Origin of the sequence: Salinicola sp. JS01 (assembly GCF_030284585.1) — a bacterium.
Classification (GTDB): Bacteria; Pseudomonadota; Gammaproteobacteria; order Pseudomonadales; family Halomonadaceae; genus Salinicola.
The window spans coordinates 3,667,259-3,679,725 of record NZ_CP127244.1; the positions used below are offsets into that span (position 1 = coordinate 3,667,259).

General features: G+C 68.4%; 9 protein-coding genes. 2 read left to right on the top strand and 7 right to left on the bottom strand.

The genetic code is table 11. From position 1 onward, the window contains the following. Window positions 1–15: 15 nt before the first annotated feature. The 6 genes from betC to QO259_RS16655 all read right to left on the bottom strand — a co-directional run bounded on the left by betC (window position 16) and on the right by QO259_RS16655 (window position 7,607). A complete protein-coding gene (betC, locus tag QO259_RS16630; protein WP_285950803.1) occupies window positions 16–1,530 on the bottom strand; it encodes a choline-sulfatase in 1,515 nt (504 codons plus the stop codon). A 181-nt stretch (window positions 1,531–1,711) separates the two neighbouring features. Then, the gene (locus tag QO259_RS16635; protein WP_285950804.1) at window positions 1,712–2,185 is read right to left on the bottom strand and encodes a nuclear transport factor 2 family protein; all 474 of its coding nucleotides are present in this window, start codon (window positions 2,183–2,185) and stop codon (window positions 1,712–1,714) included. A 242-nt stretch (window positions 2,186–2,427) separates the two neighbouring features. After that, window positions 2,428–4,005, bottom strand: coding sequence for an aldehyde dehydrogenase (NADP(+)) (locus tag QO259_RS16640; protein WP_285950805.1), 1,578 nt, complete (start codon window positions 4,003–4,005; stop codon window positions 2,428–2,430). A 297-nt stretch (window positions 4,006–4,302) separates the two neighbouring features. Beyond that, entirely contained in the window at window positions 4,303–5,409 is a 1,107-nt protein-coding gene (locus QO259_RS16645; RefSeq protein WP_285950806.1) for an enolase C-terminal domain-like protein, read from the bottom strand. Between the two features lie 368 nt (window positions 5,410–5,777). Continuing rightward, window positions 5,778–6,695, bottom strand: a complete 918-nt coding sequence (gene kdgD, locus QO259_RS16650) for a 5-dehydro-4-deoxyglucarate dehydratase (protein ID WP_207033824.1) — start codon at window positions 6,693–6,695, stop codon at window positions 5,778–5,780. Between the two features lie 420 nt (window positions 6,696–7,115). Next, window positions 7,116–7,607: an Lrp/AsnC family transcriptional regulator gene (locus QO259_RS16655; RefSeq protein ID WP_035471961.1), complete on the bottom strand. Its 492-nt coding sequence runs from the start codon at window positions 7,605–7,607 to the stop codon at window positions 7,116–7,118. Window positions 7,608–7,825: 218 nt separating this feature from the next. On the opposite strand from QO259_RS16655, the gene QO259_RS16660 reads away from it, so the two are divergent. After that, window positions 7,826–8,842: a 1-aminocyclopropane-1-carboxylate deaminase gene (locus QO259_RS16660; RefSeq protein ID WP_285950807.1), complete on the top strand. Its 1,017-nt coding sequence runs from the start codon at window positions 7,826–7,828 to the stop codon at window positions 8,840–8,842. Window positions 8,843–8,902: 60 nt separating this feature from the next. Further along, a complete protein-coding gene (locus QO259_RS16665) occupies window positions 8,903–10,387 on the top strand; it encodes an amidase (protein WP_285950808.1) in 1,485 nt (494 codons plus the stop codon). A gap of 59 nt (window positions 10,388–10,446) precedes the next feature. Here QO259_RS16665 and QO259_RS16670 read toward each other — a convergent pair whose 3' ends face one another. Further along, window positions 10,447–12,306 (bottom strand): M14 family zinc carboxypeptidase, encoded by a 1,860-nt coding sequence (locus tag QO259_RS16670; protein WP_285950809.1) that lies wholly within the window; start codon window positions 12,304–12,306, stop codon window positions 10,447–10,449. Window positions 12,307–12,467 lie beyond the last annotated feature (161 nt).

Genomic DNA, 12,467 nt, shown 5'->3' on the forward strand with positions numbered 1-12,467 from the left:
CCAGGACTTCCCGGCTCACTCCCCCCGCGGGAAGCGCTGCGCCTCCTCGAGCACGTTGAGATCCATGTGGTTGCGCATGTAGCGCTGCGAGGCGTCCTGCAGCGGCTGATGATCCCAGGGGTAGTAGTGGCCGTTGCGCAGCGCCTCGTAGACCACCAGCCGCTGGGCCTGGCTCTCGCGCACCTCGGCATCGAAGCGCGGCATGTCCCAGCGCGCGCGCATCTGGGCCTGAAACGCCGCCAGCGTCTCGGCGTGGGCCGGGTCCGTGGCCAGGTTATGGCGCTCGCGCGGGTCCGCCTCGAGATCGAACAGCTGCGGCGGGTCGAGCTCGCAGTGGTTGAACTTCCAGCGCCCCTGGCGAATCGTCACCAGCGGCGCATAGCTGCCCTCGGCGGCGTACTCCATGTACACCGGCGCCTCGCGCGTGCCACCTCGGGCCAGCGGCAGCAGCGACTGGCCGTCGGTCCAGGGGGCCACCTCGGAGAGATCGATGCCGACCAGATCGGCCAGGGTGGCGTTGATATCGATGGTCGAGACCGGCGTGTCGACGCTGGTCGGCGCCAGCCCCGGCGCGGCGATCATCAGCGGTACCCGCGAGGAGCCGTCGAACGGGCTCATTTTGAACCACAGCCCCTTCTCGCCCAGCATGTCGCCGTGATCGGAGCAGACCACGATGATGGTGTTCTCGGCCATGCGGGTGCGCTCGAGCACGTCGAGAATGCCGCCGATCTTGTCGTCGACATAGGAGATATTGGCAAAGTAGCCACGCCGCGCCCGGCGCACGTGCTCGGGCTGGATGTCGAACTTTTCGTAATCGTTGGCAATGAAGATGCGCTGGGAGTGCGGGTCGAGATCCTCGAACGCCAGCGCGCCCTCGGCGGGTTCGAGCTGTTCGCAGTCCGCGTACAGATCCCAGTACTGGCGCCGCGCCACGTAAGGGTCGTGGGGGTGGGTGAAGCTCACGCACAGCGCCCAGGGGCGCGAATCCTGGCCTCGCGAGAGGTCGAACAGTTTCTGCTCGGCGTGGAAGGCGACTTCGTCGTCGTACTCCATCTGATTGGAGATTTCCGCCACCCCGGCGCCGGTCACCGAGCCCAGGTTGTGATACCACCAGTCGATGCGCTCGCCCGGCTTGCGGTAGTCCGGCGTCCAGCCGAAATCCGCCGGATAGACGTCGGTGGTCAGGCGCGTCTCGAAGCCGTGGAGCTGATCGGGGCCGACGAAGTGCATCTTGCCCGAGAGACAGGTGGAGTAGCCGGCCCGGCGCAGATGGTGGGCCCAGGTCGGCACGGCGGAGCGAAACTCCGCGGCGTTGTCGTAGACCCCGGTGCGCGACGGCAGCTGGCCGGACATGAAGGCGGCGCGCCCCGGCGCGCACAGATAGCTGGGGGTGTAGGCGCGGTTGAAGTTGACCGCGCGCTTGGCGAGCGCCTTGAGATTGGGCGCATGCAGAAAGTCGGCCGGCCCGTTCTCGAACAGGGTACCGTTCAGCTGATCCGCCATCAGCACCAGAATATTGGGTCGTGTCATGGGTCCCCCGGCAGCGTTGCGTGGTCGTCGCCCCTGCGACGGCAGGGGAGTCCCAGCATGCGCGGCGGCAGCGCCTCGGCACAAACGATGGATTCGGTGTCTCAGCCCCAGCCAGGCTGGGGCTAGGCTTCATACGAAAACCACCGGCGCTCGCTGACTTTGCGTGTAAACCCTGGATCTCTCACAGCCCCAACGCGGACAGCCCCGGGTGGTCGTCGGGCCGTCGCCCCAGCGGCCAGTGGAACAGCCGCTCGTCGGCGCGGATCGGCAGGTCGTTGAGACTGGCGTGGCGCTCGGCCATCAGCCCATTGGCGTCGAAGCGCCAGTTCTCGTTGCCGTAGGAGCGGAACCAGTTGCCGGAGTCATCGTGCCACTCATAGGCGTAGCGCACCGCGATGCGCTCGCCATCGAAAGCCCATAGCTCCTTGATCAGGCGGTAGTCGAGCTCACGCGCCCACTTGCGCGCGAGAAAGGCGCGCGCCTCGTCCCGCCCGTGGATGAACTCGGCGCGGTTGCGCCAGCGCGTATCGGCGGTATAGGCCAGCGCCACCTTGTCCGGGTCACGGCTGTTCCAGCCATCTTCGGCCAGACGCACCTTGCGTATCGCGCTGTCGCGATCGAACGGGGGCAATGGGGGGCGGGATTCTGAGTTCATGCGGTACTCCTCGACGATACGCTTTGTCTGAAAACGCTCTACACGCGGCGCCGCGACAGGGCCGGGTAAGCGTGGGGGTGGATGCGCTACTCAGGCAGCAGTCTGCCACGCGCAAGCTGATGCATCGCCCACGGAAAACGACCGCTCGCCGACCGTGGGCGACCCGTGCCGCCACGAAAAAGCCGCCCCCGGAGAGGAGGCGGCTCGATCGGTCATGACCCGGTTGGCGTCGGGGCCGGCGCTCAGCTTTCGCGCTTGCCGTCGACCAGACGCTTGAGCGCCAGCGGGTTGTCCTGCTTGAGCGCCTCCGGCAGCAGCGCGTCGGGCAGGTTCTGATAGCAGACCGGGCGCAGGAAGCGGTGAATGGCCGCCGTGCCCACCGAGGTGGTGCGCGCGTCCGAGGTCGCCGGGAAGGGGCCGCCGTGGACCATGGCGTCACACACCTCGACCCCGGTGGGCCAGCCGTTGACCAGAATGCGCCCCGCCTTGCGTTCGAGCGTCGGCAGCAGTTCGCGCGCGGCGTCGAGGTCGGCGTCATCCATCTGCAGGGTGATCGTCAGCTGGCCTTCCAGATGCTCGGTGACCTTTTTGAGCTCGGCGGCGTCGGCGCACTCGACCACCAGCGAGGTGGAGCCGAACACCTCGGCCTGCAGCGCCTCGTCGTCGAGGAAGTCCTGGGCCGCGGTCACGAACAGGCCGGTCTGGCACTGGTTGGGGCCGTCGCCCTTGCTGCCGCGCGCGATCTCCCGCGCCTTGCCGCTGTCGGCGATGCCTTTGACGCCGCTTTCGTAGGCTTCGAAGATGCCCGGGGTCAGCATGGTCTGGCTGCCGCTGGCCTTGACCGCCTCACCGGCCGCGGCGACGAAGGCGTCGAGCGCTGGACCCTTGACCGCGATCACCAGGCCGGGATTGGTGCAGAACTGCCCCGCGCCCATGTTGAGCGAGGCGACGAACGCTTCGCCCATCTCCTTGCCACGCGCCGCCAGTGCCGCCGGCAGCGGGAACACCGGATTGATCGAGCTCATCTCGGCATAGAACGGAATCGGCTCGGGGCGCGACTGCGCCGCCTTCCACAGCGCCAGACCGCCGCTGCGCGAGCCGGTGAAGCCGGCCGCCTTGACCCGCGGGTCGGTGACCAGCGCCTGCCCCACTTCGCGCCCGGAACCGAACAGCAGCGAGAACACGCCTTCCGGCAGCCCGCACTGCTTCACCGCCGCCTGGATCGCGCGGCCGACCAGCTCGCTGGTGCCGGGGTGGGCGGAGTGTGCCTTGACGATCACCGGGCAGCCGGCGGCCAGCGCCGAGGCGGTATCGCCGCCCGCCACCGAGAAGGCGAGCGGGAAGTTGCTGGCCCCGAACACCACCACCGGGCCGAGCCCGATCTGACGCTGGCGCAGGTCGACCCGCGGCAGCGGCTGGCGCTCGGGCAGCGCCGGGTCGACGCGCACGTCGAGCCACTCGCCGTCGCGCACCACGCGGGCGAACAGCCGCAGCTGGCCGCAGGTGCGCCCGCGCTCGCCCTGGATACGCGCCTGGGGCAGGCCGGACTCGGCCACCGCACGCTCGATCAGGGTGTCGCCCAGCGCCTCGATCTGTTCGGCGATGGTTTCCAGAAACTTGGCGCGAGTCTCCAGCGAGGTTTCGCGATAGAGGTCGAAGGCCGTCCAGGCCAGCTCGCAGGCCCGCTCGACTTCCGCCTGGGTGCCACCCGCGTAGGCCGGCTCGAGACGCTCGTTGGTGGCCGGGTTGATCGCGTGGATGGCATCACGGCTGCCGGTCACGGTCTGCTGGCCGATCAGCATGTCACCTGTCAGATTCATCTTGCCTCCTGAAGTGGGGATGGTCGTGCATTGGCTGCCGGCCACAGCCGGATCAGCCGCGCCAGGCCGCCTACGAAAACCGTCCTGGTGACGGCTTTTTCGTACGCGCCCTGGCGTCGAGTATCGCAACGGAACTTCGAGAGCCTAGCAGCCTGGCCGCCGAGAGAGTGCCGCATACGACTAAGGGTTAAGGACTAAAGGCTAAGAACTAACGGTCAAGAGCTAATTTTCAAGAGCTAATTTTCAAGAACTAAAGGTTAAAACCTAAAGCCTGGAAGCCGACGGCGAGGCCTCGGCTCAGCGCACCAGCGCCGGGCGCTTGGGGTCGAAGCGCCAGCCGTCGATCAGATACTCCATCGCCATGGCGTCGTCGCGGCCCCCGGCGGGCAAGCGCCGGTAGTCGGCGTGGGCGCGCTCCACCGCGTCCATATCGAGCTCGATGCCCAGGCCCGGTGCGTCGGTGACCGTCACCCGGCCGTCGACGATGCTCGGCGGCTCGCGGGTCAGGCGCGCATCGCCCTCCTGCCAGATCCAGTGGGTATCGAGTGCGCTCACCCGGCCCACCGCCGCCGCGCCGACATGCGCGAACATCGCCAGCGAGACATCGAAATGATTGTTGGAGTGCGAGCCCCAGGTCATGCCGTGATCCTGACACAGCTGGGAGACGCGCACGGCGCCGGAGAGCGTCCAGAAGTGCGGATCGGCAAGTGGAATGTCCACCGCGCGCAGCATCAGCGCATGGGCCATCTCGCGCCAGTTAGTGGCGACCATGTTGGTGGCCACCGGCAGCCCGGTGGCGTGGCGGAACTCAGCCAGGATCTCGCGCCCCGAGAAGCCCTGTTCGGCGCCGCAGGGGTCCTCGGCATAGGCGAGCACGCCGTGCAAATCGCGGCACAGCCGGATCGCCTCGTCGAGGGACCAGGCGCCGTTGGGGTCGAGCGTGGTGCGCGCCTCTGGGAAGGCCGCGTGCAGCGCGCTGACCGCCTCGATCTCCTGCGCCCCGGGCAGCACGCCGCCCTTGAGCTTGAAGTCACGAAAGCCGTAGCGATCGTGCGCGGCCTGGGCCTGCTCGACGATCGCCTGCGGCGTCATCGCAGCTTGGTCGCGCAGGCGATACCAGTCGTGCCCCGGGCCGCCGCCGGAATGCGTGCTGCCGCGCCGGTAGTCGAGCGGCGTGGCGTGGCCGTCGCCGATGAAGAAGAGATAGCCGAGCACCTCGACCTGCTCGCGCTGGCGCCCGTCTCCCAGCAGATCCACCACCGGCACCCCGAGGAACTGGCCCTGCAGATCGAGCAGCGCGGCCTCCAGCGCCGCCACTGCGTTGATACGCAACTCGAAGGTCCAGGAGCCACGGCCGAAGTCCTCGAAATCGGCGCTGCGTCCGCGCGCGTGGAGTGACGCCACCACCCCGCGCAGCTGGCCCAGCGACTGCCCGAGTACGCGCTCGCGGGCCTGCTCCAGCGAGCGCTGGATGGTCTCGCCCCCGGCGCCTCGCCGACGCCGACGTGGCCGGCGCTATCTTCGAGGATCACCAGATTGCGGGTGAACCAGGGCGCGTGGGCCCCGCCGATATTGAGCAGCATGCTGTCGCGGGCAGCGACCGGAATCACCCGCATGGCGGTGATGGTCGGTGTGGCATGGCTGGGCGTGGCGTGACGTGTCCGTGCGTGGCTGGGCATGGCGACTCTCGCAGTGAGATCGGTGCGGCCCGCCGCCGAGCGGGCCGCGCAAGGATAGCGACAGCGGCCGCCGGCGATGGGCGGCCGCCCGGTTCACAGACGCTCGGCGTGCTCGATCAGCCGTTTCAGCGTCTCCAGCTCCTGGGCACTGGGCATCACCAGCGGCGCGCGCACATCGCCCGCGGGGTAGCCGACCAGCCCGGCGCCGGCCTTGATCAGGCTCACCGCATAACCCTTGGTGGTGTCGCGCAGGGTGACGAAGGGAATGAAGAACTCCTGGGTGACGCGGCGCACGAAGTCGTGGTCGCCCTCGCGCAGCGCCTGATAGAACTTCACCGCCAGCGCCGGCACGAAGTTGAACACCGCCGACGAGTAGGTGCTGACGCCGATCGCCAGATACGCCTCGGCGATGATCTCGGCGGTGGGCACGCCACCGACGTAGGCCAGGCGCTCGCCCAGCGTCTTGATGGTGATGTTGAGCGACTGCATGTCGCCCTTGCCATCCTTGAGGCCGACCAGGTTGGGGCAGCGCTCGGCCAGCGCCTTGACGCCGTTGACATCGAGCACGCCGTTGGCGCGGTTGTAGTAGATCACCCCCAGCTCGGTGGATTCGCACACGCTGGCGGCATACTCGACAATGCCCGCCTGCGGGCACTCGGTGAGATAGGGCGGCATCAGCAGGATGCCGTCGGCGCCCGCGTCCTGCGCCGCCTTGGCATGCGCCTTGGCCAGCTCGGCGCTCTGCCCGGCGCTGGCGATGATCGGCACATGGCCACCCAGGACCTCCACCGCGATGGTGACGATCTCGCGGTACTCATCCAGCGTCAGGTTGAAGAACTCTCCGGTGCCCCCGGCGACAAACAGCGCCGAGACGTCGTAGTCCTTGAGCCAGGCGAGCCGCCGGCGGTAACTCTCGGCGTCGAACTGGCCGTGGGCATCGAAGTCGGTCACCGGGAAGGAGAGCAGACCGTCGGTAATGGAGGCTTTGAGCGCGTCTCTGGAAAAATTCACCTGGATTCCTCGCTAAGGGCTGGCACGGGCACACGAACTGGCATGAATGACGTCGGCAGCGCCCTGTCGACATCACCCACCTGCCGGCACATCAGCGGCAGGCTCGATGTCAGCGATGTTGTCATACATCATACTATAGTGCCGTTATACCTTAGCCCAAAGCCTAGGAACACACGGACCAGCCTGGCGCGCGGCTGGGGCGCGCCTCAGCGTGGCGAGCTGTGACGTGCAGACGTCGATGCCCTGCCCGCCAGCGAGCCCCTTAGAGGGTGTTTACAAATTCGACGAGCGAAGGCAAGACCGGGGCGCGTAGCTAAGGCGAAATCGGCCGAAAAGACGGAGTTTACGGGGTGTAAATGAGTACTTTGAGGTCGATTTCAACGCCGTATCGTCGAGCGCAGGCATTTTGTAAACACCCTCTTAGCGTCCCAGCGGAATCCGGGTACTAGAGAGCACCTCACGCAGCCCCATGAAGGAGCGGATCTGGCGTACCCCGGGCAGATAGATGAGCTGCTCGGCGTGCAGGCGGTTGAAGCTCTGGCTGTCGCGGGTGCGGATCATCAGGAAGTAGTCGAACTCGCCGGTGACCAGATGGCACGCCATGCAGCCGGAGATATGCCGCGCCGCGGCCTCGAAGTCGGCGAACGACTGCGGCGTGGAGCGATCCAGTACCACGCCGATCACCACCACCATGCCGGCGTTCAGGCGCTCGGCGTCGAGTAGCGCCACCACCTCCTTGATCAGGCCGCTGCGCTTGAGTCGTTCGACCCGGCGCAGACACGCCGGCGGGCTGAGATTGACCCGCTCCGCCAGCGCCACGTTGGAGAGCGAGGCGTCGTGCTGGAGCACGTCGAGGATCTGACGGTCGATACGGTCCAGCGGCGGCGCCTCAGCGGCATCCGAAAGAGTCATGACAAAGCCTCGCTTCATTTTGTTGTGCAAAACCAATTTCTAGCACAACCATCGACGACAATAATCCACTTATTACTAATATCAGCCCGGAAAACGATCGCAACTTGCAACATGCGCCGCCGGCTTTCCTGATAGCGTTTTAGGCACTGTCTGCCCAGTAGGCCTTCCTCGATCAGCGGCCTTGCCGCTGCCATCACAACGACAATACAGGTGACCCCATGAGACTCGATCGTTTTCCCCGCTACCCCCTTACCTTCGGCCCTTCTCCGATCACCCCGCTCAAGCGTCTGAGCGAGCATCTCGGTGGCGAGGTCGAGCTCTACGCCAAGCGCGAAGACTGCAACAGCGGGCTCGCCTTCGGCGGCAACAAGACGCGCAAGCTCGAATACCTGATCCCGGAAGTGCTCGAGGGCGGCTACGACACGCTGGTCTCGATCGGCGGCATCCAGTCCAACCAGACCCGCCAGGTCGCCGCGGTGGCCGCGCATCTCGGCCTCGAGTGCGTGCTGGTGCAGGAGAACTGGGTCAACTACGACGACAGCCATTACGACAAGGTCGGCAACATCGAGCTGTCGCGCATCATGGGCGCCGACGTGCGCCTCGACCCGGCGGGCTTCGATATCGGCATCCGCGCCAGCTGGGAGCGCGCGCTGGAGGACGTCCGCGCCCGCGGCGGCAAGCCTTATCCGATCCCCGCCGGCTGCTCCGAACACCCCTACGGCGGACTCGGCTTCGTCGGCTTCGCCGAAGAGGTGCGCCAGCAGGAGCGCGAGCTGGGCTTCACCTTCGACTACATCGTGGTCTGCTCGGTGACCGGCAGCACCCAGGCCGGCATGGTGGTGGGCTTCGCCGCCGATGGCCGGGCGCGTCGAGTCATCGGCATCGACGCCTCGGCCAAGCCAGAGCGCACCCACGCCCAGATCCTGCGTATCGCCCAGAACACCGCCGAGCTGGTCGACCTCGGCCAACCGATCGAGGCCGAGGACGTGATTCTCGACACTCGCTTCGGCCATCCCGAGTACGGCCTGCCCAACGACGGCACCCTGGAAGCGATACGCCTCTGCGGCCGACTCGAAGGCGTGCTCACCGACCCGGTCTACGAGGGCAAGTCGATGCACGGCATGATCGACAAGGTACGCCGCGGCGAATTTCCCGCCGGCTCCCGGGTACTCTACGCCCACCTCGGCGGCGCCCCGGCGCTCAGCGCCTACAGCGAGCTGTTCCACGCCGGCTGAGGGCCATCGGCCTGGGGTATGCTGGCAGTTTCCCGTCATCCAACCAGCGAGGAGACGCGCATGCCCCACGCCAACGCCGGCCCCACCATCGCGCACGCGCTCGATGAGATCGTCACCTGGAGCGCCACCGCGCTCTCCCGACGAATACACGCCCGCGAGGTGTCGTGCAGCGAGGTGATGGCGGCCTATCTGGCGCATATCGATGCCGCCAACCCCTCGCTCAATGCGCTCGTCTCCCGGCGCCCGTCGGCGACACTGCTGGCGGAGGCGGAGACGGCCGATCGCGAGCTCGCGGCAGGGCGCTCGCGCGGCTGGCTACACGGCATCCCCCAGGCGATCAAGGATCTCTCCGACGTGCAGGGGCTGCCCACCGTGCAGGGCTCGCCGCTGTGCCGCGATCATCGCGCCGACGCCGACAGCCTGATGGTCGCGCGTATGCGCGCCGCCGGGGCCATCATGATCGGCAAGACCAACACCCCGGAATTCGGGCTCGGCTCGCACACCTACAACCCGGTGTTCGGCGCTACCCGCAACGCCCACGCGCCGACCCGCACCGCCGGCGGCTCCAGCGGCGGTGCCGCCGCCGCGCTGGCCATGCGCCTGCTGCCGGTGGCCGACGGCAGCGACATGATGGGCTCGCTGCGCAACCCCGCCGCCTTCAATCAGGTGATCGGCCTGCGCCCCTCGTTCGGGCGCGTCCCCGGCCTGGCGCCGGAGGCGTTCGGCCAGCAGCTCGCCACCAACGGCCCCATGGGCCGTAGCGTCGAGGACGTGGCCCGCCTGCTCGCCGTGCAGGCGGGCTACGACCGCCGCGCGCCGCTATCGCTGGGCGAAGCGCTGCTGCCCGCCGGGCAGGATCCGGCGGCGGCGCTCGAGCGCGACGGCGATGGCCTGCGTATCGCCTGGCTGGGGGACTGGTCGGGGCATCTAGCGCTGGAGCCGGGGGTGCTCGCGCTGTGCGAGAGCGCGCTGCAGCGGCTGGAAGCGGGCGGCTGCCGGGTCGAACCGGCGCCCCTGCCGTACTCGGCCGAGGCCCAGTGGCAGAGCTGGACCACCCTGCGCCACTGGGCGGTGTGCGGCAGTCTCGGCGGGTATTACGCCAACCCCGACAGCCGCCGCCAGCTCAAGCCCGAGGCGCAGTGGGAGGTCGCCCGCGGGCTCGCGCTCTCGGCCCAGGACATCCACGCGGCCAATGTGCGCCGCAGCGAGATCTATCGCGCCTGGTGCGCGCTCTTCGAACGGGTCGACTACGTCGCCATGCCCAGCGCCCAGGTGTTCCCGTTCGCCCTCGACACGCCCTGGCCCGAGACCATCGACGGCCGCAGCATGGACACCTACCACCGCTGGATGGAGGTAGTGGTACCCGCCTCGCTGGCGGGTCTGCCCGCGATCAGCGTGCCCGCCGGGGTCGATGCCCGGGGCCTGCCGATGGGGCTGCAACTGATCGGCGCCCCGCGCGACGACTGGGGCCTGCTGCAACTGGCACGTCTCTATGAGCGCATCAGCGGCGAGCTGGCCCCCATGCCCGCCGCGCTGAGCGGGTGAGGCACTTCATCGGGCGATCCGCACCGCGCCAGGCCGGCCAGGGGGGGCGCCCCGACCACTCACGTCGGGTCCGGTGCGAGCAGTGCCGCCGGCAGCCGCTGAAAGGCCTCGTAGGCCGCCAGCACCGTGGCCCGCTGGGCCGCGGCGGCGGCCTGGAAGGCGTCGGCGTAGACGGTCTCGTCGGGGTACTCGGTGATCAGTGTCAGCGGCACCCGGTGGCGCTCGTCGACCGCGAGCCAGCACGGAAAGCCGTTGATCCGCTCGAAGCCATCGTCGCCGGCGTGGGCGTTGAACTGCGCCAGCTGGCGCCGATTGAGCGCTTTCAGCGCCACCTCCTCCGCCAGCGCCCGGGTGACCGCCTCCAGCAGCCAGCGCGCGGCCGCCTCCCAGCCCGGGCGATAGCGCAGGATCAGGAAGAAGCCCTTGGGGATCGTCCACATCTCGAAGCCCCGCGGTACATAGCCGGAGAGCGGCCGGGTCCACTCGTGCGCCGGGTAGCCGTGCAGATTGAGGTGCAACTGCGCACCGCTGAGCTGCTCGGCCTGGGTGCGGATGGTGCTCTCGAAGCGTGCCGATGCGCGGTACTCCAGATCGTCGCCCAGCGCGGTGTAGCGGGCGGCGTGGTGCATGTGCCGGGGGTTGTCGGCGATCAACTGCTGGTGCAGCGCATAGCCGTCCGGGTTCTCCAACGGGCACAGCGTGAAGTGCGCCCCGGGCCGACGCGCCAGCGTGAACGCCGCCTGCAGCGAGCCGGCCGGCGACGAGGTCTCGTTGGCGTGCTGGCCGGCGGAGATCATCACCGCACGGTCACGACCGGCGATATGGCACCCGCTCAGCGTGCGCCCGGCGACCGAGCGCGCCTGGAAACGGCTACCGGGCAGCGCCGCCAGCGCGGCTTCGATCACCGTCGGCGCCAACGGCCCCCGGGGGCTCTCGAGCTGGGCCTGCCAATGGCCCGTAGGCAGATCCTGAGAAGACGGCTGCGCCGATGCCGCGTGCGCAACGACCCTTACCTGCACACTCAGCGTTGCACCACGACGCACCTGGGGCACGATCTGGCCCGGCTGCAGATGGCGGTCCCCCGGCGGGCGGCCGCTGCGGCGCTGGAAGACCTCCAGCAGCGAGAAGTAGAGCTCCTCGTGGAGCGCCTCGCGCAGCGACATCACCTCGTCATCGTAGGCCAGCGGCTCGTCGTCCACCGGCAGCGTCACCGCGATCTCGAGGCGGGAGAAATAGGGCTCCTCGCCCCAATCGGCGTCGCGGATCGCGCTCACGCTATCGTGATAGAGCGCCTCGAAGGCGGTCCACAGCGCCCGGCCCTCGCTTAGCCTCCCAGCTGTCACTTCCCCTATCGCCTTCTCCACTGCCCCGCCCTCGCGGCACCAGCCACAGGGCGAGAGCGCCGGCTCGCCGGTGAAGTCGGCATGCACGCGGTTGGGGGCCAGCACCTCGCACTCGCACTCACGCCCGTCGGCATAGCGCAGATGCAGCCGGTAGACCGGTAGCGCTGCCCGGCACGCACCGGCGACGAAGCGAAACGCCACCTGCGGATAGCAGGCGGCCAGGGGGTAGCTCTCCAGGCGAAAGCGCTGCTCGCTGGTCTGGGGATGGCGTGGATAGATGACCTCGCAAGCGACTAGGTCGCGGGTCTCGATCTCTTCGCGAAAGGCGCACAGCAGCGGCTTATAGGCCGAGCGGCAGCGCGCCGCGATACCGCGCTCGGCCAGCGCCGCCTCGGCCTGGCGCCGTGTCGCCCGGTCGTCGAAGGTCCAGGTCTCCAGGCGCTCACCGGCGAACTCGGCGGCGAGTGTCGCCAGCGTAGCGGCATAGGTCCGGGAAAACAGGTCAGTGGCAGAGGCGCCAGTTAAAGACGCGTCGGTAAAAGCGGTGTCTGTGGCAGAAACAGCTGACGGGCTCAAGGCGGGCTCCTGATGGCTGATGGCATCCTGAGGGCCGGCCGTGCACGCCCGCCGGCCAGCGCGATGCGATAGCGCAGTGTAGCGCGCATCGGGCGCTGCTCGGCGCCTATCCTGACACCCGACATCGACTCGCTCGCCGCGAGCATGGATACGGCGCCCCG

Bases quoted from the DNA above. Each gene is read 5' to 3' on its own strand.
- betC (WP_285950803.1), bottom strand. From the start codon at position 1,530: ATGACACGACCCAATATTCTGGTGCTGATGGCGGATCAGCTGAACGGT.
- QO259_RS16635 (WP_285950804.1), bottom strand. From the start codon at position 2,185: ATGAACTCAGAATCCCGCCCCCCATTGCCCCCGTTCGATCGCGACAGC.
- QO259_RS16640 (WP_285950805.1), bottom strand. From the start codon at position 4,005: ATGAATCTGACAGGTGACATGCTGATCGGCCAGCAGACCGTGACCGGC.
- QO259_RS16655 (WP_035471961.1), bottom strand. From the start codon at position 7,607: ATGACTCTTTCGGATGCCGCTGAGGCGCCGCCGCTGGACCGTATCGAC.
- QO259_RS16660 (WP_285950807.1), top strand. From the start codon at position 7,826: ATGAGACTCGATCGTTTTCCCCGCTACCCCCTTACCTTCGGCCCTTCT.
- QO259_RS16665 (WP_285950808.1), top strand. From the start codon at position 8,903: ATGCCCCACGCCAACGCCGGCCCCACCATCGCGCACGCGCTCGATGAG.